Genomic DNA, 26,021 nt, shown 5'->3' on the forward strand with positions numbered 1-26,021 from the left:
AATTGCATAACGGTCTTAAAAAGACACTACACGATGCACTGACCGCAAAAATCCAGCTCACTAGCTTTGAGGCTAAATTTCTAAGCGATATGCAAAGCAAGCACGATCTCAACGACTCATTTACATAGCTGACCCAAAAACAACGAGCCACGCTAGAGAAAATTTTAGCTAAATACGGACGGTTCTGAGGTATCTATGGCACTGGTATCAATCAGCGAAGCCGCAAGACTGACAGGAAAAAGTCGCACAACAGTGCAGTCATACATTAAGCAGGGAAAACTGACCAAGTGCACAGATAGCAGTGGTTCTTCAAAGCTAGATACATCAGAGCTTCTGCGTGTTTTCGGATCATTTACTGGTCAGCAACTTGGCAGTGAACAATCAGGCAGCACTGTGCAGAGTTTGGCAGGAGAATCCGTACAGTTAACTGACCAGAATTTGCTGCATGAAAACTATGCTTTAAAAGCTGAAATAGAACTCGTAAAGGCATTGCTGCGTGAAAAAGAACTCCTACTCGCTGAAAAAGACAAGCGCAACGAGGATCTCAAGCAAGCCCTGTTACTGATAGAGTCCAAGCTACCGGCAACACCAGAACCTGTCACGCAGCCGATGGTGAAAAAATCATGGAAATTCTGGAAAAAATAGAGGTTTCAGCCCGTTTGCTGGCTGAAATCATATCCGTCGTTTTGATAACAAACCGGCAACACAAAAACAGCCAATTTTGGGGGCAGAAAACAGGCTGTTTTGCGCGTTTTGACGTGTTTTCGTCGTGAGTACCTGATCGGTGGTGCGCGTAAGATCCCTTATGTTAAATACCACCTGTTTTGGTGCATTTTTCCGCAATTGTATCAGCAGCATTACTGTCAGGTTCCAGCATTGGACGCGATACCTTACAATCATTTCAATCTCTAACAGTCATAAGGCCATGACATGCAGACCGAATTAATCAAAGAACTGAACAAGGTTTTAAAAGCGTTTCCGCAATTTTGGAGCGGAGAAGATTTAAGGGGCCGTTTGGGAAACGGACAATATTGTACGGTAAGCCTGTTTTTTGAACAGTCGAAATCATCGCAGTAGGGTGAACTCCCGCGCTATACGACGTTTTCCGCGGTTTTTGGCTAATCGGATAACCTAAATGCGATACTGATTAGGCGATAATTTAAAAGCGATAGCCACTGGCTCTAAATCAATCCGTTACGGGTATTAGTGGTTAAATATCGCGCTGAACGTACAATAATTTCCGATCTCTAAACTGATCCCTTCTACAACTTGCATACAGGGCACTCGAACCCATGAAACGACTATTAGCCGCCTCATTGGCGCTGGCATTAGCAGGATGCGCTACTCCCGCACCCAAAGCCCCGCATCCAGACAAAGCCGCGATAGAGGCAGCGGAGATTGCCAGATACAGCGATCAGCAACTTTGCCAGGCATCTGACGCGATACAGCCGAGCCTGAATGTTAACCCATCCAGCCATCCTGAATACAACGACAATCTTAGCCGCTCAAAAGCCCTAGAGGCAGCTGCCCGCTCGCGTAATCTGAGCTGCTATAAGCTGAAGGCTGCCAATAGTAAGGCAATCAAACCGATGACCGCGCGCCAGAAGCAGGCCCGTGCAACTGCTGTGTGCGAAGGCTACGCCCAGCGTACCCAGTTCGCTAATCCGTCTGTTGCGTACTCTATGTGCCTCAAAGGCGCGCAATCCACGCCAGAAAAATGCACCCGCGACAATACGCACTTCAGCAGTGAAGCCACTAAGCTCACGGGCGCAAGCCGTGCTGAATACACTGAAATCGGCAATGCCTTCCGCATTGGATGCAATCTGAACTAAGGGATCTCTCATGAAACTACGCCACACACTCATTATGTCCGCGGCGTTTCTTATGGCCTACCAGGCTAATGCTGGCACCCCATCAACCATAGATCCCGCAGCAAAAGAAATAGCGTCAATGATGTGCCGGTGGGTGCTGGACGGGGGTAAGTTGACCGACCCAGCGCAGCGGCTGACAATCTACGAGAACGGAAAATATGAGCGTTGGCTGGAGCTTCACCCGTCCGACAAAGGGGGCATGCCACCTATCGTGTATGAACGCCATCGAGAAGGCGGTTTCGTCGCAGATGACAAGTACAAAGAGTATTACTGGAAAGGCTCTAACTTCCGATTGACGATGCTGCGGGACGCCATCTTGCGCAAAAGCGAGGTAACGTTGGCACTTGAGGATATTTATAATGCGTCCATGCCCATCAGTGATGCAAAGTGTGAGAATGTAACGTATGCAAACAGCAACTAATTCCAGCGTGAAATTTCAGCCTTGGGTGGGTGACCATTATCACTCAAGCCGCTACGGCGTCCGCGTTATGGTGTTGGGTGAGTCCCACTATGGTGAACCGGAAGACTACGCCCCTGACTTTACCCAGCACGTTATTAACGAGCATGCTTTCCAGCCAGGGCTTCGTTTTTTCACGATAGCCACCAATCTGCTACGAGGCACAACTGACGAGCCGACCGCAGAGGAACGGCGTGAAGCCTGGCAGCATGTAGCCTTCTACAACTACGTTCAGGAGTTTGTGGGCGATGCTGGCCGTATACGTCCCACGCGTGCTATGTGGCGTGATGCAGCTACTGTGCTTGAAGAAGTGGTGGCCGAGCTGAGGCCCGATGTCATTTTGGTGTTGGGCTATCAGATGTGGGATCACTTACCGGAACTGCCGGTAACATGGGCTTGCGTCAAGCATCCCTGCGGCGGAATGTCTTACGATGAGGCGATCCCCGAGTTCAACCGAGCCATCGCAGAAGCCCTTTCCCTGGCTGGCTAAAGTTCTTTGGCCTTGGCACCGGCTGGGGTCATTCTTACTCTCCACTGCTACCCATAACTACAGGAATAAAAATGAGTATTCAGCGTCGTGAAGTGTACCTGGTCCTGAAAAAGCTGCCAGATGGGCGGGTGATCTATGTGGAAGGTATCAGATGTGCCCATAATTACTTTTTTGATGGGCATTCCAGAGTAGGCTTATCCGCAGGTAGTTCAGCGAGCTTTGTAGAATTCTCACCTAATGAGCGTCCAATGCAGCTTTTCCACATGCCGAATGAGAACAATGGCAAATGGCAGGCGGCTTTCCATAACTTTGGCTGCTCGCCTGAGTTCGGCGAACCTGAAATGGAATACATCATTTTTGTCGGTGCCTATTCTAACGACCGCGACTGTACTTTCGATCTGATGCGTGAAGGGTTAAATCGTGCGTGGGAAATTGTTGAAGGCAATCGCCAACTGCGAGATGGCGAGTTTAACGACTAACGACACTGCTCATGCTATGGGGCTTTATTTTAAGGACGCCCCATGGCACTAGCCCTACACCACGTCTTTGAGATCCTGCAATTTTCGGCCTCAAAACCGAGCACCGCGCGTGAAGTGCGCGGTATAGTTACCCACGCATACAAAAGCTCATTGCGGCAGTTCACGCTGTTCTCGGGCCTGGTATCGCTGGACGCTCTTTCTCACATCGAAGACGGCACCTACAAAGGGCGTACCCTACTGCGATGATTTGGCCTGTTCAAAAAACAGGCTTGCCGTACAATATTGTCCGTTTCCCAAACGGACCCCTTTTACGTGTTCCGGCGTGTTTTCGTGGTGAGTGGTGTTCGGGTGGTGCGCGTAAGAGAGTTTATGTTAAATACCACTTATTCTGGTGCATTTTCCCGCAACTGAATTCAACTCATCGCTGTCGGGTTCCAGCGCCGGACGCTATATCTTACAATCATTCAGATATTAAACAGTCATAAGGTCATGACATGCAGACAGAATTAATAAAAGAACTTAACAAGGTTTTAAAAGCATTCCCGCAGTTCTGGAACGGAGAGGAATTACAACGTTCAATGGTGAGTGACGCTATCAGTCAAAAGCAGCCAGACCTTATCAAGGCATTGGTGGCGAATGAAAAAATCCGCGCTGTTTACGGTACGGATATAGACGGAATTTTTATTTTTGATTTTGATAATTTATGCAAATTTCTTAAATACAAAGAATACTGGGCGAACAGCTTCACTAAATACCGGAACAAGGTGGGATTAACCAGTGAAGGGAAATACCTTGATTACAGCTCTGATGTGGTGCTGGACTTTCCTTTTAAGGATTGTGTTCTTGAAGGCGGAATGACCAAAGAAAATCAGGGGAAAGATGAGATTTATTACAATGAAATCATTGCTCGTGATGAGATTGATCGACTTTTCTCTCCAAAGGTATTCACTAATGTTAAACGACATACAAAAAATGGTGCACAAAACAATATATCTTACTTTGATCAAAGTGATAATTTAATCATCAAAGGAAATAACTTAATTGCCCTTAATTCATTAATAACCCCCCATAAAGGCGAGGTAAAGTTAATATATATTGACCCTCCATATAACACTGGTTCCGATAGCTTTAAATATAATGATAGATTTAACCACTCCACGTGGTTAACATTCATGAAAAATAGGCTTGAAACATCACTTAAATTATTATCAGATGATGGGTTTATTTTTATACAATGTGATGATAACGAGTTATTCCATTTGAAGGTGTTAATGGATAACATATTTGGTGTAGAAAACTTCATCAATATTATAACAATAAAAACAAAGATAGGTGGTGTATCTGGAAGCTCGGAAGGAAAAAGCTTAAGAGATGCAACTGAATTTATAATTTTATATTCGAAAAGAAAAGAACTTGCCATGCTTAACCCTGTTTTCAAAAAAACAGAGGTAATTCAGTATGTAAATGAATACAAGGATAGCGGTAAGAGCTGGAAATACACTCAAATACTCTTAGATTTAGGTGCAAAAACGCCCATAAAAAGTGAAGATGGAGTTACTTACAATCACTACCCCTATGCCAAAACCACCTCCATATCTAGATTTTCAAAAGAAAAAGGCATAAGTGAAAACGACGTATATAAAGACTATGCAGGGATTGTTTATAGAACAACAAATGCACAATCCAGTGTCAGAGGCCGAGTTCTAAAAGAACTAGAAGAAATAAATAATGGCATTGTTAGCGTAGAGTACACACCATTAAAAGGGAAAAACAAAGGAACGCCAGTTGAAATATTCTACAACGCCAGCAATAAAGATATGTTTATGTTCCTATCCGACATGCTGGAGAAAAATGGTGAAAGTTATAACTACATGCAGAAAATAAATACCTTATGGGATGACATCCAATATAACAATTTAAATAAAGAAGGTGGATATGTAAGTTTCGAAAACGGAAAGAAACCAGAGTTGTTAATTAAAAGGGTCATAGAGCTATCTACAAAGGCAGGCGATTTAATCTTAGACTTTCATTTAGGTAGCGGAACAACCGCAGCAGTAGCCCATAAGATGGGGCGTCGCTACATTGGTATTGAACAGATGGATTACATCAACGACATAACGGTACCACGCCTGCAAAAAGTCATCGGAGGTGAACAGGGGGGGATCTCAAAAGACATCAACTGGCAGGGTGGCGGCAGCTTTGTCTACGCTGAACTGATGGAGCTGAACGCCTACTTTGTGCATGAAATACAGAAAGCGCAGTCCACTGAAGAACTCGAAAAGCTCTTTGCCGTGATGAAAACAGAGGCACATCTCAACTATCAGGTGGCACTGGAGAACGTGCTGTCGGCTGAGTACGAAGTGGATGGTATTTTCCGTAAAGTCGCCTTCAGCGAACTGGAACTGCATGAGCAGAAGCAACTGCTGATTGAAATCCTCGATAAAAATCAGCTCTATGTGAACGCTTCCGATATGGATGACAGTGACCTGAACATTTCAGAGAGCGATAAAGCCTTTACCCGCAGCTTCTACGGAATGGAGTGACGGCATGGCGAAGAAACCGACCTCAGCCGGCAGCGAGAAGCTGCTGTTTAACAAGCTGAAGCAATTTGATGAACCGGGGCTGTTCCACGATAACTACCAGACGCCGGACTACATTCAGGCGAATCTGAAGGATGCCCTGCGTCCGTATCAGCACGGTGCACTGCGTTACCTGCATTACACGCAGCGTAAACGTGAAGAGGCGCTGCTGCATTACCGTCATCTGCTGTTTCACATGGCAACCGGTGCAGGGAAAACGATGGTGATGGCGGGGACGATACTCTATCTGTTTAAAGAGTACGGGTATCAGAATTTCATCTTCTTCGTGCATACCGACGCGATTATCCAGAAAACCCGTGAGAACCTGCTGAATCCGCAGTCGCCGAAGTACCTGTTCAGTCAGGAGCTGGAAATCGACGGGGAAAAAATCACCATCGCACCGGTGGAGACGTTCCCGTCCGTACCGGAACGCAACACGATTTACCTTAAGCTCTCAACCATCCATAAGATGCACGATGAGCTGAACAGCTATCGTGAGAACAGCATCACCTACGAGGATTTGAAGGAAATTCCGCTTGTGCTGCTTGGTGACGAGGCGCATCACTTCAACGCCGGCACCAAAGCCAGAGGAAAGTCGAAAACCTCACCGGAGAACGAGGAGCAGACCTGGGAACGCACGATTGAGAACATCCTCGACCTGCGACCGGATAACCGGCTGTTCGAGTTCACCGCCACCATTGACCTGGCAAATAAAGATATCGGGCAAAAATACCGTGACAAAGTGGTTTATCAGTATGACCTGAAGCAGTTCATGTCAGACGGCTATTCGAAGAAAGTCATGCTGCTGGAAGCCAACCAGAATGACGGTGACAAGATGCTCGATGCGGTACTGTTAAGCCAGTACCGTAAACTGACAGCAGCAGATAACGGCATCACCGGCTTCAAGCCGGTCATTCTGTTCAAGTCGAACAAGATTGCGATATCAAAGGCGAAGCAGGAGGAGTTTTCGCAACTGATTGCGGCAATGACGCCTGAGAGCGTCAGACGCCACCTGGCGAACAAAAGAGTACAGCTCAGCTCTGACACCAGTATCTGGCACAAAGTGATTCAGCGTTACGCTGACAGCGATTTAGTGACGGTTATCCAACAGATTCAGGAAGACTTTAACGACTTCAACCTGCTGAACGTCAACAAGTCAGACCTGCTGGAAGAAAACCCCGTCCTGCTGAACACACTGGAAAACATCGATAATCCGGTGAGAGCCGTCTTTGCCGTGGCGAAGGTCAACGAAGGCTGGGACGTGCTCAACCTCTACGACATTGTCCGCATCAGCGAGCAGGCGAGCAGCAGCAAAACCGGCACGGACAGCGAGGCGCAGCTTATCGGGCGTGGTGCGCGTTACTACCCGTTCGTTTATGACGGTAAGCGCAGCTTCACCCGCCGGTTTGATAACAGCGCGAAAGATTTGAGTGTGCTGGAGCAACTGCACTATCACACCATCAATGAACCAGCTTATATAAAAACGCTGCACGCATCATTAGAGCAGGCGGACATTGACGTGCATCAGGATGGCAGCGGCACGATTGAACACGCCAGACTGAAAGAAGACTTCAAGAAATCCACGGTCTATCAGACGGGTAAGCTGTATTTCAACAAAGTGGAAGAGATTGAGAGCAGCAGCCGGCGCTGGGAAACCTACTCGCTGGAAACACGCTTTGAGATACCGTATCAGACCGCCGGTGAGGAGTCGCTGGACAACCTGACGGGCGCAACGGCAGTCATAACAAAACCGGAACCCCTGGTACTGGACGAGCGTTTTTACCGCAAGGCGATGCAGAGGATCAGCTTCTACGCGCTGGATAACCTGCAACGCTTCTTCCCGAAACTGACCGGCATCCGTGAGTTTATTCGCAGTGACGCCTATCTTGGCAAGCTAAAAATCACCGTCACCGTACCGCAGTCACTGGATTTCTCCTCTGTACCGGCAAAAGAGAAACTGCACCTGCTGGAAACTGTGCTGCTGCGCATCTCAGAGAACATACGCCGCAATGACCAGAAGGTGAAAGGCACGTACCGCTTTATCAGCCAGCCGGTGAAGGAGGTGATTAAAGACTACAGCCTGCACATTGACCCGTCGGTGGTCATTAACCAGAAAATCACCACCGCACCGACCATCGGTAAAAAATGGTACGTGTACGATAACGCGATACTGAACCAGCTTGAGCATCGCCTTGTGAAAACGCTGGAAGCATTCATGCCGAAGCTGAAAGCGCGTTACGACGACATTTACGTACTGCGTAACGACGAGCAGTCAACGCGCTTTAAACTCACGGAGTTCGGCGGCGTGCGCGGGTTTATGCCGGATTTCATCATGATACTGACGCGCCATTCGGACAACACTTACTGGCAGGTGTTCCTTGAGCCAAAGGGGGATGACCGGCTGCTGGATGACGCATGGAAAGAGCAGATGCTGGAAACGCTGAATGACAGGGAGCGCATTGTGATTGATGAAAATGAGGACGTCAGGCTGGTCGGGATTAAATTCTTTGCCAACAGTCAGATGGATGCCTTCGTCAGCGACATGCAGAACAGGCTGAATGAGGGAGAATCGCTCGAAACCGCCTCGTTCTCCCTGCCGTTGTAGGTCGCAACAACACCCAATAGCGGAGCGTAATGCTCCGTTATTTTATTTCTTAATAATCATCCAGGTATTCTCTTTATCCCCATACGTGGTGCGGGTGTCCACCTTAACGCAGGGCTTTCCGTCACACGTAGAGATATCAGCCAGCGGCGCTTTTTTCTGCCAGACAGCTTCCATACGCTGCATTTCAGCAATCCGGCTGTACCCGTCATTCATAAACCATGTCAGTGCCGTCACACAGCAAGCCAGGACGAAGAATATCGTCAGCACAAGATAAATCGCCGATTTCCACGTATAGCGATACATTTCACGGCGCATGGCGTTAACGGAGTCATTAGCTGCTTTCACGACCTGATTAAGGGCATTCACGGCGGGCTTCTGCTGCTCAGTGCCGGCTTGTGTTAACGCCTGCGTAACCTGATTCATAGCGGAGCTGACAGACTTTCTGACTGTATCGGTCATATTACCGGACGCACTGTCCAGCTCCCGGATAACCTTGCTCAGTGTTTCGCTCTGCCGCTGTAACTGCACGGAGGCAGCCTGAAACTCCTCAGTCAGCGTGCTCACTCGTTTTTCCAGCGCCTGATGATGCCCGATAAGGGCAGCAATCTGTTTAATTTCGTCGCTCATATCAAATCCTGCTTATCGTGAGAATGACCAGCCTTTATCGGGCTTCTGTCGTTTCTGTTCGGCAATGCGCTGCCGCTCTTTCTCCTGCTGACGCTGTTTTTCCGCCAGTCTCGCCCGCTCTTTCTGCCGTTCCATTTCCTGATGTATCTCCTGAAACTCCGCCATCGCATCGTTAACAAGGGACTGAAGGTCAATTTCTTCCTGTATGTCCTTCATGGCATCGCTGACCAGTGCATTCAGCTTCTCCGGCTCTTTTTCAAAATCGAATACCCTGCCGGAAACGGCGTCCTGTTCGGGATCAGATTTCTGCGTCTGTTTTAGCGGCACTGTTGCAAATAGTCGGTGGTGATAAACTTATCATCCCCTTTTGCTGATGGAGCTGCACATGAACCCATTCAAAGGCCGGCATTTTCAGCGTGACATCATTCTGTGGGCCGTACGCTGGTACTGCAAATACGGCATCAGTTACCGTGAGCTGCAGGAGATGCTGGCTGAACGCGGAGTGAATGTCGATCACTCCACGATTTACCGCTGGGTTCAGCGTTATGCGCCTGAAATGGAAAAACGGCTGCGCTGGTACTGGCGTAACCCTTCCGATCTTTGCCCGTGGCACATGGATGAAACCTACGTGAAGGTCAATGGCCGCTGGGCGTATCTGTACCGGGCCGTCGACAGCCGGGGCCGCACTGTCGATTTTTATCTCTCCTCCCGTCGTAACAGCAAAGCTGCATACCGGTTTCTGGGTAAAATCCTCAACAACGTGAAGAAGTGGCAGATCCCGCGATTCATCAACACGGATAAAGCGCCCGCCTATGGTCGCGCGCTTGCTCTGCTCAAACGCGAAGGCCGGTGCCCGTCTGACGTTGAACACCGACAGATTAAGTACCGGAACAACGTGATTGAATGCGATCATGGCAAACTGAAACGGATAATCGGCGCCACGCTGGGATTTAAATCCATGAAGACGGCTTACGCCACCATCAAAGGTATTGAGGTGATGCGTGCACTACGCAAAGGCCAGGCCTCAGCATTTTATTATGGTGATCCCCTGGGCGAAATGCGCCTGGTAAGCAGAGTTTTTGAAATGTAAGGCCTTTGAATAAGACAAAAGGCTGCCTCATCGCTAACTTTGCAACAGTGCCCGTTTTTCCGATGTGCCGAAATGCCCGCTTACCAGGGTGTGCAGCTCATTCAGAATATAATCATACATCTGATAATGCGCTTTCCACGGCTCCTGTGTGGCATTGACATAAAACCCGGCACCCTGGCCGAGATCGTACTCTTTATCATCCGCCACCTGACTGCCGCGCGGACTGGTATCCGGCGCGACAATCACCAGGCCGTGTTCCGCTGCGTAACGCTGTGCCCCGGCTTTGGTGATAAAATTCTGCTCGTTGCAGGTCAGCCCGGAAAGCCAGTACAGCACAGGACATTTCTCTGTTTTTGCCTGCGGCGGCAGAAACACGGAAAAAGTCATCGGCGTGCCGGTCACCGCAGAGTGGTGACGCCAGACTTCCTGGCTGCCGCCGAAACAGACGTGATGTTCAATCCGTTCCATAGTATCTCCCTGAATACGTTATCAGTAATGAATGACTGTGCGGATGGATTTGCCGTCGTGCATCAAATCAAAAGCTTCATTGATTTTATCCAGTTCCATGGTGTGCGTGACAAACGGCGCCAGCTCGATTTTGCCGCTCATGGCATCTTCCACCATTCCCGGCAACTGGGTACGCCCTTTCACGCCGCCGAACGCCGTGCCTTTCCAGACCCGGCCGGTCACCAGCTGGAACGGACGGGTTGAAATCTCTTTTCCGGCACCCGCCACCCCGATAATTACCGACTGCCCCCAGCCACGGTGCGCACTTTCCAGCGCCGACCGCATCACATTGACATTGCCGATACATTCAAAGGTATGATCCACACCCCATTTGGTCATTTCGACCAGCACCTGCTGAACAGGTTTGTCATAATCATTGGGATTAATGCAGTCTGTGGCGCCGAACTGTTTTGCCAGCTCAAACTTGGATGGATTGGTATCGATGGCAAAGATGCGCCCCGCTTTTGCCTGACGTGCGCCCTGCACCACGGCCAGCCCGATACCGCCGAGGCCGAATACCGCCACAGAATCCCCTTCCTGTACCTTCGCGGTATTGTGTACCGCGCCGATCCCGGTGGTCACGCCGCAGCCGAGCAGGCAAACCTGCTCCGCATTGGCCTGCGGATTGATTTTCGCCAGTGATACTTCCGCCACAACGGTATATTCGCTGAATGTCGAGCAGCCCATATAGTGATAGAGCGGCTGACCGTTATACGAAAAACGGCTGGTGCCGTCCGGCATCACGCCTTTGCCCTGGGTTTCGCGGACGGCAACACAGAGGTTGGTTTTACCGGAGGTACAGAAATCACACTCGCCGCACTCGGCGGTGTACAGCGGGATCACATGGTCGCCCGGTTTCACACTGGTCACGCCCTCACCGACCTCAACCACCACCCCGGCACCTTCATGGCCGAGCACCACCGGGAACAGACCTTCCGGATCATCACCGGAAAGCGTGTAGGCATCGGTATGGCATACCCCGGTGTGACTGATTTTCACCAGCACTTCACCTTTCTTCGGCGGTGCCACATCAATTTCAACAATTTCAAGGGGTAAACCCGGCCCGAAGGCGACTGCTGCGCGTGATTTCATAACGGTTCCTCTGTGTCTGAGGCTTATCATGGCAGGCGATAAGCACGAATGCCGTCCACCATACCGCACAACAGCGCTGCCTGTATAGCGCCGGTCAGCAGGTGGCCGCCACCGGTGCCGGTTTTCTGATCAGCAGACAGATTGCCAGCAGCAGACCGTACAGTGCCGTGCCAATCAGCCACACCGTACCGTCCGCACTCTGCTGTGTCTGACTGAAAATAAAAGCAAACAGCAGCGGGCCCGCCACGCCGGTCAGATTGGTCAGGCTGACCAGCACACCCTGTAGTTTTCCCTGATTTGCCGCCGATGCCCCGGCAGAGATAATGCCCTGCAATGCAGGCAGTGCAATTCCGCCGCCTGCCAGCAGGATCAGGACCGGATACACCATCCATCCGGAAGTGATAGCAGACATCAGTAAAAACGCGGTGGCATCGGCAATAAATCCGGCGAAAATAATGGTTTTCTCACTCAGCCGTTTTGCCAGCGCCCCGGCAACCACCGCCTGAAACAGTGCATGCATCGCCCCGAGTCCCGCCAGTGAAAAACCGACCGCCGCGCTGTCCCAGGCAAAGCGGCTCTCCGTAAACAATACCCAGACAGTGGCCGGGATCTGCCCGATAAGCTGCGCGGTAAAAAAGACAAACAGCAACAGCGCCAGAGGTTTAAGCAGTGTGATAAAGCTGATACCTGCGCTTTCTTGTTTCTGCTCCGCCGGTTTTTCTTCTGTCTGTACCGCCGGTTTAAAGATAAAAAAGACCATCAGAAAGGTGCAGGCATTCAGTATTGCCGCAATGACAAACGGCAGATGCGGTGAGATATCCCCCGCCAGTCCGCCGATAGCCGGCCCGGCAATCAGCCCGGCACCAAAGGCCGCACCGAGACGGCCGAACCAGGCGGTACGCTCGCTGACCGCCGTGCTGTCCGCCACTACCGAAGCCGCAACCGCGCCGGTGGCACCAGTGATCCCGGAGATAATCCGCCCGAGATACAACATCCACAGCACATTGGACAGTGCCAGCAGTGTGTAATCAAACGCGGCACCCGCCAGGGATAACAGCAGCACCGGTCTGCGCCCCAGCTTATCTGACCATCTGCCCAGCAGCGGAGCAAAACAGACCTGCATCACCGCATACAGCGCCAGCAGAATGCCGTAATGGTTTGCCACATCCGCTTCCGGGAGATATTCCCGCAGCAGTGACGGTAATACCGGCATGATCAGACCAATTCCCATCGCGTCCAGCAGTGTAATCACCAGCGCGATGACAGCGGGTTTATTCATTTTTCAGATCCTGTGTTAATTCCCTATCATTGATAGAGTTGGAATATATCCCTATCAATGATAGAGTGTCAATCTGAAAATCGGAGGAGACGGTCATGGCACGGCTGAACAGAGAATCGGTTATTGATGCGGCACTGGAACTGCTGAATGAGACAGGGATTGACGGGCTGACGACCCGCAAGCTGGCGCAGAAGCTGGGAATAGAACAGCCGACACTTTACTGGCATGTGAAAAATAAACGGGCGTTACTGGATGCGCTGGCGGTGGAGATCCTGGCGCGTCATCATGATTATTCACTGCCTGCGGCGGGGGAATCCTGGCAGTCATTTCTGCGCAATAATGCAATGAGTTTCCGCCGGGCGCTGCTGCGTTACCGTGACGGGGCAAAAGTGCACCTCGGCACCCGCCCTGATGAAAAACAGTATGATACGGTGGAAACCCAGTTACGCTTTATGACAGAAAACGGCTTTTCACTGCGCGACGGGTTATATGCGATTTCAGCGGTCAGTCATTTTACCCTTGGTGCCGTACTGGAGCAGCAGGAGCATACTGCCGCCCTGACCGACCGCCCTGCAGCACCGGACGAAAACCTGCCGCCGCTATTGCGGGAAGCGCTGCAGATTATGGACAGTGATGATGGTGAGCAGGCCTTTCTGCATGGCCTGGAGAGCCTGATCCGGGGGTTTGGGCACTGTTGCAAATAGTCGGTGGTGATAAACTTATCATCCCCTTTTGCTGATGGAGCTGCACATGAACCCATTCAAAGGCCGGCATTTTCAGCGTGACATCATTCTGTGGGCCGTACGCTGGTACTGCAAATACGGCATCAGTTACCGTGAGCTGCAGGAGATGCTGGCTGAACGCGGAGTGAATGTCGATCACTCCACGATTTACCGCTGGGTTCAGCGTTATGCGCCTGAAATGGAAAAACGGCTGCGCTGGTACTGGCGTAACCCTTCCGATCTTTGCCCGTGGCACATGGATGAAACCTACGTGAAGGTCAATGGCCGCTGGGCGTATCTGTACCGGGCCGTCGACAGCCGGGGCCGCACTGTCGATTTTTATCTCTCCTCCCGTCGTAACAGCAAAGCTGCATACCGGTTTCTGGGTAAAATCCTCAACAACGTGAAGAAGTGGCAGATCCCGCGATTCATCAACACGGATAAAGCGCCCGCCTATGGTCGCGCGCTTGCTCTGCTCAAACGCGAAGGCCGGTGCCCGTCTGACGTTGAACACCGACAGATTAAGTACCGGAACAACGTGATTGAATGCGATCATGGCAAACTGAAACGGATAATCGGCGCCACGCTGGGATTTAAATCCATGAAGACGGCTTACGCCACCATCAAAGGTATTGAGGTGATGCGTGCACTACGCAAAGGCCAGGCCTCAGCATTTTATTATGGTGATCCCCTGGGCGAAATGCGCCTGGTAAGCAGAGTTTTTGAAATGTAAGGCCTTTGAATAAGACAAAAGGCTGCCTCATCGCTAACTTTGCAACAGTGCCAAAATATCGTGCCAGCTGAAGCTCATCCGGTTCACCGGTGAATCTGCCATAGCTTTCAGTCTGCTCAGTGGTCAGAAAGTCAACGGGCATATCGGCCTCCCTGCCTGACGGGCATTTAGTAACATTTTTCCAACCGTACGAAATGTTATAAATTATCGGACATCGTAAAACTGTTACATTAATATGTCTATTAAATCGTAAATTTGTAATAATAGACATGAGTTGTCCGATATTCGATTTAAGGTACATTTTTATGCGACTTTTTGGTTACGCTCGGGTCTCAACCAGTCAGCAGTCTCTTGATCTTCAGGTCAGAGCACTCAAAGACGCAGGTGTGAAAGCAAACCGTATATTTACCGATAAGGCATCCGGCAGTTCAACAGACCGGGAAGGGCTGGATTTGCTGAGGATGAAGGTGGAGGAAGGTGATGTCATTCTGGTTAAGAAGCTCGACCGTCTTGGCCGCGACACTGCCGATATGATCCAACTGATAAAGGAATTTGACGCTCAGGGCGTGGCAGTCCGGTTCATTGATGACGGGATCAGTACCGACGGTGATATGGGGCAAATGGTGGTCACCATCCTGTCGGCTGTGGCACAGGCTGAACGCCGGAGGATCCTAGAACGCACGAATGAGGGCCGACAGGAAGCAAAGCTGAAAGGAATCAAATTTGGCCGCAGGCGTACCGTGGACAGGAACGTCGTGCTGACGCTTCATCAGAAGGGCACTGGTGCAACGGAAATTGCTCATCAGCTCAGTATTGCCCGCTCCACGGTTTATAAAATTCTTGAAGACGAAAGGGCCTCGTGATACGCCTATTTTTATAGGTTAATGTCATGATAATAATGGTTTCTTAGACGTCAGGTGGCACTTTTCGGGGAAATGTGCGCGGAACCCCTATTTGTTTATTTTTCTAAATACATTCAAATATGTATCCGCTCATGAGACAATAACCCTGGTAAATGCTTCAATAATATTGAAAAAGGAAGAGTATGAGTATTCAACATTTTCGTGTCGCCCTTATTCCCTTTTTTGCGGCATTTTGCCTTCCTGTTTTTGCTCACCCAGAAACGCTGGTGAAAGTAAAAGATGCTGAAGATCAGTTGGGTGCACGAGTGGGTTACATCGAACTGGATCTCAACAGCGGTAAGATCCTTGAGAGTTTTCGCCCCGAAGAACGTTTTCCAATGATGAGCACTTTTAAAGTTCTGCTATGTGGTGCGGTATTATCCCGTGTTGACGCCGGGCAAGAGCAACTCGGTCGCCGCATACACTATTCTCAGAATGACTTGGTTGAGTACTCACCAGTCACAGAAAAGCATCTTACGGATGGCATGACAGTAAGAGAATTATGCAGTGCTGCCATAACCATGAGTGATAACACTGCTGCCAACTTACTTCTGACAACGATCGGAGGACCGAAGGAGCTAACCGCTTTTTTGCACAACATGGGGGATCATGTAACTCGCCTTGATCGTTGGGAACCGGAGCTGAATGAAGCCATACCAAACGACGAGCGTGACACCACGATGCCTGCAGCAATGGCAACAACGTTGCGCAAACTATTAACTGGCGAACTACTTACTCTAGCTTCCCGGCAACAATTAATAGACTGGATGGAGGCGGATAAAGTTGCAGGACCACTTCTGCGCTCGGCCCTTCCGGCTGGCTGGTTTATTGCTGATAAATCTGGAGCCGGTGAGCGTGGGTCTCGCGGTATCATTGCAGCACTGGGGCCAGATGGTAAGCCCTCCCGTATCGTAGTTATCTACACGACGGGGAGTCAGGCAACTATGGATGAACGAAATAGACAGATCGCTGAGATAGGTGCCTCACTGATTAAGCATTGGTAACTGTCAGACCAAGTTTACTCATATATACTTTAGATTGATTTAAAACTTCATTTTTAATTTAAAAGGATCTAGGTGAAGATCCTTTTTGATAATCTCATGACCAAAATCCCTTAACGTGAGTTTTCGTTCCACTGAGCGTCAGACCCCTAAAAGAACTTTCCGCTAAGCGATAGACTGTATGTAAACACAGTATTGCAAGGACGCGGAACATGCCTCATGTGGCGGCCAGGACGGCCAGCCGGGATCGGGATACTGGTCGTTACCAGAGCCACCGACCCGAGCAAACCCTTCTCTATCAGGGGTCAGTTTGGATATCGAAAATTATTGTACGTTAAGCTTGTTTTTTGTACACATGAGATATGGAATAGCTTTTCCTCCTAAAAGGCCGCTTGTTTTATCTCATCATCAGATGCCCCTGAAGCATTGAATGGGCATTCTGCATAAACGCTAACTTTACCTCTCCGACATTAAAGAAAACCGAACTCGGTTGATATTGATCAAGAAATCATCTTTTAACTTTATGAAAGTAATAATAATTCTTGTGTGTTGACAAAACACTGCGATAGTAGTGTTGATTATTAGACGATCGGTCAATATTATTTGTCTTCAACTCATTAGCTGAACGCCATACGACCAGACAGACGAGGTTAAAGTGTTTAAATCTTTATTAATCAACAAAACAGACGAACGCTATAGTGCGCAACTTGCTGAAATCGCCGACAGTGAGCTGCCGCAGGGGGATGTGGAGGTCAACATTGATTATTCATCCATCAATTACAAAGATGCACTGGCCATTACGGGCCGTGGCCCAATCGTCCGACACTTTCCAATGGTGCCTGGCATTGATTTTGCTGGTACGGTGTCCGCCAGTTCACATCCCGAATATCAGGCCGGAGATAAGGTCCTCCTGACCGGCTGGGGTGTAGGGGAAAAACACTGGGGCGGGCTGTCCGAAAAAGCACGGGTAAAAGGAGACTGGCTGACGCCGCTACCGGCTGGCGCTAACAGCAAACACGTAATGGCAATCGGAACAGCTGGCTTTACCGCGATGCTGTGTGTAGACGCACTCCTGAATCATGGTGTTAAACCTGAAGATGGTCCGATACTTGTTACCGGTGCCAGCGGAGGTGTCGGAAGTATTGCTGCCATGATCCTTGCATCGATGGGTTACCGCGTAACGGCGTCTACTGGTCGCCCGGAAGAAGCCGCCTGGCTCTATAAAACGGTCGGTGTGGACGAGATTATCAATCGTTCCGAGCTTTCCAGCCCCGGAAAACCGTTACAGAAAGAACGCTGGGCTGCCGCCATTGATACTGTCGGTAGCCATACGCTCTGCAATGCATGCGCCGGGGTGCGTTATGGCAGTATTGTTGCAGCCTGCGGCATGGCACAGGGGATGGAACTCATGGGGAATGTGGCTCCGTTTATCCTGCGTGGCGTCACGCTGAAAGGGATTGACAGTGTCATGTTCGCTAAAGAAAAAAGAGCGGCGATCTGGCTGCAGGCAGTACAGTATTTACCAGAGTCCAGACTGGATAGCCTGACCTCTGTTTATCCGCTCAGTGATGCCATCAATGTGGCCGAAAAACTTCTGAGTGGCGGGATCCGCGGCCGGGCAGTGATTCAATGTAGCTAATTCGATGGATGCCAGGGTCAGCCCGGGGATTAATGTTGAATTTTTAAGGGGCCGGTTCAGGCCCCTTTTTTTACTATTCAGCCGTCACTTCCGGCGACGGCTGATAGCGCACAGAAGTTTTGAAATAGCCCCAGAAATCGTACACCGGCTGGGTTGAACAATAAAGTTTGGCACGCATAACTGCACCTTCCCAGCCACTCCAGAAAATGGCTGCCAGTTGTCTGTTATTCAAATCTGAGCATATTTCGCCCGAAGATAAAGCTTCAGACAGACAGATGGCCACAAGTGCCTGCCAGCTCTCAAGTATATCCTGTAACTGTTTTATAAAAGATAGCGGAAGCCCCGGACTCTCCTGCATCATATTGCCAACCAGGCAGCCCCGGGTGAAGTTGTACTTTTTAATCCCGTCACAGGCATCGTCAATGAAATTTTCCAGACGTACCATTGGCGCGCTGGGTGATTCATGAAGATGTTTTTTGAGTTTATGCGCGAAAAAACGGTCATAGGCATCCAGAACGGTATGTGCATATTCCTCTTTACTCTTAAAGTAGTAATAAAATGAGCCTTTGGGAACACTGGCATTTTTGACAATGGCGTCCACGCCGGTCGAAAGAAAACCGTTCTGAGTGAGCAACTCCAGACCGCTGCGGATAAGATCATTTCGCGTATCTGCATAGGTACCTTCTGTTTTTCGAGGTCTTCCTCGTCCGCGAATTTCACCAGCCATGGCTTATCCCCTGCATTTTATTAATAGAAAAGAATAAGTAATTTTGCACGACAGCTTCAATAAGCTTATCCTCCCTCGCGTTTACATTATGGTGGCTTCTGGAAACTGGACAATGACCTGTACTGCCCCCATCACGCCATAGCAGCTTCTCTGGCAGTCAAAAAGGTTTATGGCCACCTAACTATTACACCATGGCTGCGAATAAACACCGTTATTACTGCTTTTCAGACTGATTCATTATCTTTATAGAGTGCCTGTATCCGGCAAACCTGTGAAGCACTGTAGCCCGTTGCATCTGCGGTTTCGCGAATACTCAGTTTCTTGACCTGCCGGTAATACAGTACTTTCTGGTGCCGCTCCTGATCGGCCTGTTTGCCCCGATATCTCCCCAGCGTATGTGCGCGCTCAATTCCCTGTTTTTGCCGCTGGCGGCGACTCAGCCAGTCCTTATGTGACATTGCGGCCATCAGATCTATCAGCATATTATTGATGGCAGTTATCACGGCGCGGGTAATCGGATCAGCCTGTGAAGGGGCTTTATCTGACAGCGCCTGCCATGACGTAGGAACATCCAGGCTGACAATCCGCAGTTCGTGTTGTTCAATCTGCTTTTTCAGCGTCATCCAGTCGCTATTACTGAGGCGGGTCAGGCGGTCTATCTGCTCAACCAGCAAAATATCATTGCGGTGACTGTCCATCAGTAAGCGTCCCAGCTCAGGACGATCAAGTTTTGTCCCACTGATGTTTTCACGATAATAGCTGGCGATTTTATGTCCCCGCTCCTGAATGAACTGCTCCAGCATCTCTTTTGCCCGATCCGCGAACTGATCTTCCGTTGATGCTCTCAAATAAGCTCTGATGAACATTTTTTCACCGCATTGTCGCATTTAGGTTATTGCATTAACTCTATCGCATATAGGTTATGTCATTCATCGTGTGAGGTCACGTTTTAGTTATGGCATCAGGGTGTACCCTTATGCGATAACCATTTTTGCTAAAAATACCGCATCGGATAATTTATGAGGGAAACTATATGGCAAGGAGGCAGATTCTTTCTCTGTCGGAAAGAGAATCATTACTGGCATTACCGGACGATGAGTTAACGCTGACACGAATGGCCTATTTCAGTGAGCATGATCTGGCGCTTATCAGTGCTCACCGTAAACCTGCCAGCCGTTTTGGTTTTGCCGTCCTTCTTTGCTATCTGAAAAATGTCGGCTTTGCACCGGATAAAAAAATCCCACCCTCTGATGCGCTGCTGAAGCATATCGCCAGCAGGCTAAAACTTACCGGGGATCTCTGGCCTGCTTACCTTTCCGGCAGGGATACCACCCGGCGCGAGCATTTAACCGAACTGTACCGCTATCTTGGCGTAAAAGCGTTCACCGGCAAAATACAGCAGGACTGTATTACACACCTGCTGCCGATGGCGACGCGCACCGATAAAGGTATTCTCCTGGCCGAAGAACTGCTGGTCTGGCTCCGGAAGAACAACGTGATAATCCCCGCGATTGATGTCGTGGAGCGTACCTGTGCGGAGGCCATGGCTGGCGGCGATAAAATCGTATTTCAGACCCTGAATGCCCCGTTAACTCCGGCTCACAGGGATGCCCTTGATCGTTTACTTGAGTCCTCAGATAATCAGTTTTCCAGACTGACATGGCTTCTGCAACCGCCAGGTAAAATCAATGGTAAGAACGTGCTACAACACCTTGATCGGCTCAGTAGCATTGAATCGCTGGCGTTACCGGAAGGTATAGATCGTACCATTCACCAGAACCGGTTGCTGAAACTGGCGCGGGAAGGCCGGAAGATGAGTAGCCGGGATTTGACCCGATTTTCAGCAGCCCGGCGTCATGCGATCTTGGTGTGCGTGCTGGAAGAAGCCCGAGCCACACTGACAGATGAAGTGATTGAGCTGCATGAACGCATGCTGAACAGCCTGTTCAGCAAAGCCAAAAGAACACAGGCTGAGCGCCTTCAGCAGACCGGAAAGCTGATCCAGTCAAAACTGAGGCAGTACATCGATGTCGGCCAGGCACTGTCTGAAGCCCGTGATTCCGGTGGCGATCCATGGCTCGCAATAGAAAACATACTGCCATGGCCTGAATTTGTCGCCAGTCTGGAGGAAACACGCCATCTCGCCAGGAAAAATAATTTTGATCCGCTGCATATTATTACTGAGAAATACAGCACATTACGGAAATATGCCCCGCGCATGTTATCCGCTTTACAGTTAGTCGCCACCCCGGCAGCGCAACCTCTGGCTGATGCGCTGGTTGTGATCAAGGATATGTACCGGAAGCAGTCACGTAAAGTTCCGGCGACAGCGCCGCTTGAGTTTGTCCCTGAAAGCTGGCGCAAGGTGGTGATTACACCTGCGGGTGTTGACCGGCAGTACTATGAATTTTGTGCGCTCAGCGAGCTTAAGGGGGCATTGCGCTCCGGGGACATCTGGGTTAAAGGCTCACGCCGCTACAAAAACTTTGATGATTACCTCATTCCCGAAAAGGACTTTGACAAACTCACACCGGCGCTACCCCTGCCCGTATCTGCTGATTATCATGAGTACATTACCAGCCGTATGACCCTGCTTCAGTCCAGACTTGAAGAGGTCAATGCCATGGCTGCCCTTGGTGAGCTGCCCGATGTGGAAATATCTGACAGGGGAGTAAAAGTATCTCCGCTGGATAATTGCGTCCCGGTGCAGGTTTCACCGCTGGCAGAGCTGGTTTACAGCATGCTACCGCGTCCTAAAATCACGGAAATTCTCGATGAGGTAAACAGCTGGACGACGTTTACCCGACATTTTTCGCATATAAAAAATGACATTACCCGTCCCGATACCCGCCTGCTCCTCACCACCATCCTTGCGGATGGCATCAATCTTGGTCTGACCAAAATGGCGGAAGCCTGCCCCGGAAGCACCAAATCATCACTGGAAGATATCCAGGCATGGTACATCCGCGACGAAACCTATTCAGCCGCCCTTGCAGAGCTGGTAAACGCGCAGGGGAAAAGACCACTTGCGGCATTCTGGGGAGACGGGACAACGTCATCATCAGACGGACAAAATTTCAGAACAGGCAGCTCAGGCCGCTACGCAGGGCAGGTTAACCCGAAATACGGGCAGGAGCCCGGACGTCAGTTTTATACCCATATTTCGGATCAATACAGCCCGTTTTATACCTGCATAATCAGTCGAGTCAGGGATTCAACCCATGTTCTCGATGGCTTGCTGTACCACGAAAGCGACCTGGAAATCAGGGAGCATTACACCGATACAGCGGGTTTCACCGATCATGTCTTTGCCCTGATGCATCTGCTGGGATTTGCGTTCTGTCCGCGAATCAGGGATCTCCACGACAAGAAGCTGTTTATCCAAGGGAAAGCAGACCGGTACCCGGCGCTTCAGTCACTGATATCAACGACCAGCCTGAATCTGAAAGAGATCGAAATTCACTGGCGTGAAGTGCTGCGTCTGGCGACCTCGATAAAGCAGGGAACCGTGACAGCATCTCTGATGCTGAAAAAGCTGGCCAGCTACCCCAAGCAAAACGGACTTGCCAAAGCACTGAGAGAAATTGGCCGCATTGAGCGAACGCTGTTTATGCTCGACTGGTTCCGCGATCCTACACTGCGTCGGCGAGTACAGGCGGGGCTGAATAAAGGAGAAGCCCGTAACGCGCTGGCGCGGGCGGTATTCCTGCACCGGCTGGGTGAAATCAGGGACCGAAAACCGGAAAATCAGAGTTATCGCGCCAGTGGGCTTACGCTGCTGACGGCTGCTATCTCACTGTGGAATACCGTCTATATGGAAAGGGCGATCGATGCCCTGAAGCGTAAAGGGGTGAAGATCAACGAGCAACTGCTGTCACATTTGTCGCCGTTAGGCTGGGAGCACATTAATCTGACAGGGGATTATATCTGGAAAAGCAACAGGATACCGGCTTCCGGTAAGTTTCGTCGGTTGAGACCCGCTAAAGTCGAAAGGTCAAAAAATAGCCTTAACGAATGGAAGGGACTTCCCCTGATTATGCGCCTGATTAACTCTTGTGCAATCATGGGGTACACATCGTCCCGGAGGAATTCGTTATGACTATCACGACTGTCGGTATCGATCTTGCTAAAAATGTGTTTGCTGTTCACGGTGTTGATCAAAATGGTAGAACTGTTCTGGTTAAGCCTAAAGTATCGCGTGCTGCACTTCCTGAGTTAATTGCAAGTTTGCCTCCCTGTGTTATCGGGATGGAAGCATGCTCCGGGGCTCACTACTGGGCAAGATTGTTTCGGCAGTATGGTCATGAGCCACGTCTGATGGCTGCTAAGTTTGTATCGCCTTATCGTATGGCCGGAAAATCAGGAAAAAATGATGCAGCTGATGCTCAGGCTATCTGTGAAGCTGTTCGTCGTCCGCATATGCGGTTCGTACCAGTGAAAGACGAAAGCCAGCAGGCCATGCAGTGTTTACATCGTACCCGTCAGGGTTTTATCGAAGAGAAAACAGCAACGTATAATCGTCTGCGAGGATTGATATCTGAATTCGGTGTCATCGCGCCACAAAGTGCTGATGCCCTGCGCCACATGGTTTCTGTGCAGAAGAGCTCTTTACCGCTTCAGGTTCAGCAATGTGTTGATGATTTGATGGAACACGTTGATCGCATTGAAGCTAACATCACTGAATATGACCGAATTTTGTCCCACATAGCCAAAACAGATCATCGCAGTCAGCGGCTGATGGAGCTAAAGGGCGTTGGTCCCACAACGGCCTGTGCACTGGTCGCCAGTATCGGTAATGCACATGATTTTAAAAATGGACGTCAACTGGCAGCCTGGCTGGGGCTGACGCCATCACAATACAGCAGCGGGGGAAAGTCGAAACTCGGCAGGATCACAAAAGCCGGTGATTCGTATCTGCGAACGCTTCTGGTTCAGGGGGCTCGTTCAGTGCTTATTGGCGCCGGGAAAAGGACTGACTCATTCAGCCGTTGGGTTTGTATGTTGGTTGAGCGCAGAGGGTACTGGCGGGCTGTTGTGGCCATCGCCGCCAAAAATGCGCGGCTGTGTTGGGCATCACTACATTACGGTGATGATTTCCGGCTGTACTCAGTCAACTAAAGCTCGAAGCTGTATAACCATCTGACCTGCAATTCGTTGATGATAAAGGGTTAGACCCCGTGAGGCCTATCTGGCTATTGTACAGGATATACGTATCCGCTTAACGAACAAGAACCTCACGCGCGTCTTTCATCAGGGCCCGAATCGATGACGATTCATCATGGCCGTTTATAGTACCGCAGTCTCTCCCCTTTATTTTTACTGAAGAGCAGACAGAAACCATAAATACCGGCTTTGACATGCCGGGGAAGTCCTTATAGTACAATAATTTTCGATATCCAAACTGACCCCAACATCAGGGATAAGGCTCTCTCAATGACGCCCTGAATCCGAACGTTGCCGACAGCAGGGGAAACCGATTACCTGTGCCTGTGTGAAAATGCCTGCATCCTGTGCTACGAGTTCTCACGATGCCAGGCGGCCGATTTGACTGCCAGTGCCAGTGCGCGTCCTTCTCCTTTCTTTTCCTGTTATACATAGCAACACGCAGATATATATTGACGGAAATAAAATGCACTTAAGTTAAAACTAATGGACATATCAGAACATAACCTATAAATTTATATATGTGCAGTAGAAACAAGTCTAATTAAATATATATCATTAACAATTTCCTCAGGAGTTCTAAAATGAATAAGAAGAGTGACAGAACCTTTCCTAAACCATTTTATTTTGCAGTCCTGTATGTAATAACGTTTTCCTTTTCTTACGCATGTTTATCTGAAATTCAACTAATTGTGTCAAATAATAATTCGCAAATTGATGCGGTGTGGCCATTAAACTGGATTACAGATCCGAACCAACGCATCTATGGTGCAGCTTTTTTAGGAGTGCTTATCTGCTGGGTTATTAATATTGTTTTCAACAAAGTTATTTTTACAAAGTATAAGAATTCGAGAAAACAATCCATCTGAAGCCCATACCTTTTAGGGATGGCGGACGCTTGTTCGCCACCTGAGCTATGCCACACGTTGTACTCCCTCAAAACCCTATCCCAAACTTTCCCTCGTTCAGCGCGTAGTTCTTTTCCTCATCATCCAGTACTCTGAGAGGAACTTTGTTTAGTTTGCACATGATACCCCCCATTTTGGTGGTTTGAACGTAAGATTACGGGTATTGATACCTTATTCAACTATTACTTTTATCCAGCTATTTGATACATAGTCGATACCGTTAATAATATCCACTGCATCGGTATCACATATTACTGTAGTTGTCCCGTAAAAAACACTAACCCATAAATATCACCCCTGAATATTTACGCTACAAACAGCTATTACTTTGTTGTCTTGTTGACGAGGTCTTTTGTACACATGCTGTCGAACGCTAAAATTTATGCTCAACGGAAATTTCGGCAGTTCCAGCGGCTACCGGTATAAACGGAGAATAATTATGCCGCGTGGCGGCATAAAGGCGCCAACAGATGTTAAATATTACACTGAAAGTGAGTGGCGCCGTTGCCCGGCGTAGCCGGTTACAGTTCTGATAGGTTCCACCAATCCATCCCTTCCCCCTGTTAAGCCATAATCCGCAAACAGGCTGTACAGAAAGCTATGTGCGCCGTCGGAGTGGTCACGACAAGGCTTAGCCGCAGTCGGGGCGTATCTCCGCGTTAGCGGGCCGTTAGGACCGCTTACGGGCGTGTTATCCTGGACCTGTCGACAGTATAAATTAAAGCAGCTCAGAATCTAGTTACAACATCCATCATTAAAAGCGATGTCTTCCGGCCCTTTGGGCCGGGTGGCGGCGCTTTTCAGTGGTGAGTTTGTGTGATGAGTTGAAGATTTGGAAGGTCAGTTACCAGATGTTGGCAGTTTATAAAGTTTTGCACCCTGCCCGCCATTTTTGGCGGGAGCTACTTTAAGGCGCAAAGCGCCTGAACCGAACCGGCGCGGACAGCGTCCGCTGCAAGGGCGGGCGTTATACACATGTCCACAGGACAGGTGCTGAATAGGTTTTATTTTTAAAAGTAAGTAATAACTGAAGTTTAAAAGAAAGAAGATCGGGTGTTTAAAAGGATCATCGTAGTTTGTAAAGAAACCATTTAGTGGTTTGAACGATATCCTTCCAGTGGATTGAAGCAATAGCCTCTTGTAGTTTGTG

The 26,021-nt window shown here is 49.5% G+C and carries 22 protein-coding genes and 2 pseudogenes; 17 read left to right on the forward strand and 7 right to left on the reverse strand.

Features of this window, described 5'->3' with window-relative positions; translation table 11 throughout:
• The first annotated feature begins 195 nt into the window (after positions 1 to 195).
• The 8 genes from AC534G_RS25515 (at position 196) to AC534G_RS25550 (ending at position 8,481) form a co-directional block, all read left to right on the forward strand.
• Complete coding sequence (locus AC534G_RS25515; RefSeq protein WP_023281052.1) at positions 196 to 645, forward strand: MerR family transcriptional regulator; 450 nt, start codon at positions 196 to 198, stop codon at positions 643 to 645.
• Positions 646 to 1,292: 647 nt separating this feature from the next.
• On the forward strand, positions 1,293 to 1,832 hold the full coding sequence (locus AC534G_RS25520) for a hypothetical protein (RefSeq protein ID WP_039021305.1): 540 nt from the start codon (positions 1,293 to 1,295) through the stop codon (positions 1,830 to 1,832).
• 10 nt (positions 1,833 to 1,842) lie between these two features.
• Positions 1,843 to 2,292, forward strand: coding sequence for a hypothetical protein (locus AC534G_RS25525; protein WP_039021304.1), 450 nt, complete (start codon positions 1,843 to 1,845; stop codon positions 2,290 to 2,292).
• Entirely contained in the window at positions 2,276 to 2,818 is a 543-nt protein-coding gene (locus tag AC534G_RS25530; protein ID WP_039021303.1) for a hypothetical protein, read from the forward strand. The genes AC534G_RS25525 and AC534G_RS25530 overlap by 17 nt, the downstream gene beginning before the upstream one ends.
• Positions 2,819 to 2,889: 71 nt before the next feature.
• Positions 2,890 to 3,297: a hypothetical protein gene (locus AC534G_RS25535; RefSeq protein ID WP_001567331.1), complete on the forward strand. Its 408-nt coding sequence runs from the start codon at positions 2,890 to 2,892 to the stop codon at positions 3,295 to 3,297.
• A 42-nt stretch (positions 3,298 to 3,339) separates the two neighbouring features.
• Entirely contained in the window at positions 3,340 to 3,543 is a 204-nt protein-coding gene (locus tag AC534G_RS25540) for a hypothetical protein (RefSeq protein WP_001567330.1), read from the forward strand.
• Positions 3,544 to 3,791: 248 nt separating this feature from the next.
• Positions 3,792 to 5,840, forward strand: coding sequence for a DNA methyltransferase (locus tag AC534G_RS25545; RefSeq protein WP_023281053.1), 2,049 nt, complete (start codon positions 3,792 to 3,794; stop codon positions 5,838 to 5,840).
• A gap of 4 nt (positions 5,841 to 5,844) precedes the next feature.
• Complete coding sequence (locus AC534G_RS25550; RefSeq protein ID WP_023281054.1) at positions 5,845 to 8,481, forward strand: DEAD/DEAH box helicase family protein; 2,637 nt, start codon at positions 5,845 to 5,847, stop codon at positions 8,479 to 8,481.
• Between the two features lie 42 nt (positions 8,482 to 8,523).
• Here the strand turns inward: AC534G_RS25550 and AC534G_RS25555 are convergent, their stop codons facing one another.
• Both AC534G_RS25555 and mobA read right to left on the reverse strand, forming a co-directional pair.
• Positions 8,524 to 9,108 (reverse strand): mobilization protein MobX, encoded by a 585-nt coding sequence (locus tag AC534G_RS25555; protein WP_023281055.1) that lies wholly within the window; start codon positions 9,106 to 9,108, stop codon positions 8,524 to 8,526.
• A 12-nt stretch (positions 9,109 to 9,120) separates the two neighbouring features.
• Positions 9,121 to 9,438 (reverse strand): annotated as a pseudogene (gene mobA / locus AC534G_RS25560) (mobilization protein MobA); the annotation flags it as partial.
• Positions 9,439 to 9,493: 55 nt separating this feature from the next.
• On the opposite strand from mobA, the gene AC534G_RS25565 reads away from it, so the two are divergent.
• Positions 9,494 to 10,198, forward strand: coding sequence for an IS6-like element IS26 family transposase (locus AC534G_RS25565; RefSeq protein ID WP_001067855.1), 705 nt, complete (start codon positions 9,494 to 9,496; stop codon positions 10,196 to 10,198).
• Between the two features lie 45 nt (positions 10,199 to 10,243).
• Here the strand turns inward: AC534G_RS25565 and AC534G_RS25570 are convergent.
• The 3 genes and pseudogenes from AC534G_RS25570 to tet(D) form a co-directional block, all read right to left on the reverse strand.
• Positions 10,244 to 10,666 (reverse strand): annotated as a pseudogene (locus AC534G_RS25570) (alpha/beta hydrolase-fold protein); the annotation flags it as partial.
• A 21-nt stretch (positions 10,667 to 10,687) separates the two neighbouring features.
• Positions 10,688 to 11,797, reverse strand: coding sequence for an S-(hydroxymethyl)glutathione dehydrogenase/class III alcohol dehydrogenase (locus tag AC534G_RS25575; RefSeq protein ID WP_000842134.1), 1,110 nt, complete (start codon positions 11,795 to 11,797; stop codon positions 10,688 to 10,690).
• 94 nt (positions 11,798 to 11,891) lie between these two features.
• Complete coding sequence (gene tet(D) / locus AC534G_RS25580) at positions 11,892 to 13,076, reverse strand: tetracycline efflux MFS transporter Tet(D) (RefSeq protein WP_001039466.1); 1,185 nt, start codon at positions 13,074 to 13,076, stop codon at positions 11,892 to 11,894.
• 95 nt (positions 13,077 to 13,171) lie between these two features.
• Between tet(D) and tetR(D) the strand changes: the two genes are divergently transcribed.
• The 5 genes from tetR(D) to acuI all read left to right on the forward strand — a co-directional run bounded on the left by tetR(D) (position 13,172) and on the right by acuI (position 18,073).
• Positions 13,172 to 13,780, forward strand: a complete 609-nt coding sequence (gene tetR(D), locus AC534G_RS25585) for a tetracycline resistance transcriptional repressor TetR(D) (RefSeq protein ID WP_023352616.1) — start codon at positions 13,172 to 13,174, stop codon at positions 13,778 to 13,780.
• Between the two features lie 46 nt (positions 13,781 to 13,826).
• Positions 13,827 to 14,531 (forward strand): IS6-like element IS26 family transposase, encoded by a 705-nt coding sequence (locus tag AC534G_RS25590; RefSeq protein WP_001067855.1) that lies wholly within the window; start codon positions 13,827 to 13,829, stop codon positions 14,529 to 14,531.
• Positions 14,532 to 14,836: 305 nt separating this feature from the next.
• Complete coding sequence (locus AC534G_RS25595; protein ID WP_001235713.1) at positions 14,837 to 15,394, forward strand: recombinase family protein; 558 nt, start codon at positions 14,837 to 14,839, stop codon at positions 15,392 to 15,394.
• A gap of 182 nt (positions 15,395 to 15,576) precedes the next feature.
• A complete protein-coding gene (locus tag AC534G_RS25600) occupies positions 15,577 to 16,437 on the forward strand; it encodes a broad-spectrum class A beta-lactamase TEM-1 (protein WP_000027057.1) in 861 nt (286 codons plus the stop codon).
• 652 nt (positions 16,438 to 17,089) lie between these two features.
• Positions 17,090 to 18,073, forward strand: coding sequence for an acrylyl-CoA reductase (NADPH) (acuI, locus tag AC534G_RS25605; RefSeq protein WP_261452508.1), 984 nt, complete (start codon positions 17,090 to 17,092; stop codon positions 18,071 to 18,073).
• A gap of 73 nt (positions 18,074 to 18,146) precedes the next feature.
• Here acuI and acuR read toward each other — a convergent pair whose 3' ends face one another.
• Complete coding sequence (gene acuR, locus AC534G_RS25610) at positions 18,147 to 18,800, reverse strand: acrylate utilization transcriptional regulator AcuR (RefSeq protein ID WP_261452509.1); 654 nt, start codon at positions 18,798 to 18,800, stop codon at positions 18,147 to 18,149.
• Positions 18,801 to 19,024: 224 nt separating this feature from the next.
• Entirely contained in the window at positions 19,025 to 19,666 is a 642-nt protein-coding gene (locus AC534G_RS25615) for a recombinase family protein (protein WP_261452511.1), read from the reverse strand.
• A gap of 167 nt (positions 19,667 to 19,833) precedes the next feature.
• Here AC534G_RS25615 and AC534G_RS25620 point away from each other — a divergent pair, with 167 nt between their 5' ends.
• The 3 genes from AC534G_RS25620 (at position 19,834) to AC534G_RS25630 (ending at position 24,832) form a co-directional block, all read left to right on the forward strand.
• On the forward strand, positions 19,834 to 22,899 hold the full coding sequence (locus AC534G_RS25620) for a Tn3 family transposase (protein ID WP_261452510.1): 3,066 nt from the start codon (positions 19,834 to 19,836) through the stop codon (positions 22,897 to 22,899).
• On the forward strand, positions 22,896 to 23,918 hold the full coding sequence (locus tag AC534G_RS25625) for an IS110 family RNA-guided transposase (RefSeq protein ID WP_000156887.1): 1,023 nt from the start codon (positions 22,896 to 22,898) through the stop codon (positions 23,916 to 23,918). Before AC534G_RS25620 ends, AC534G_RS25625 begins: the two co-directional genes overlap by 4 nt.
• A 629-nt stretch (positions 23,919 to 24,547) precedes the next feature.
• The gene (locus AC534G_RS25630; protein ID WP_053389728.1) at positions 24,548 to 24,832 is read left to right on the forward strand and encodes a hypothetical protein; all 285 of its coding nucleotides are present in this window, start codon (positions 24,548 to 24,550) and stop codon (positions 24,830 to 24,832) included.
• Positions 24,833 to 26,021 lie beyond the last annotated feature (1,189 nt).

The organism is Citrobacter sp. CRE-46, from assembly GCF_059615875.1.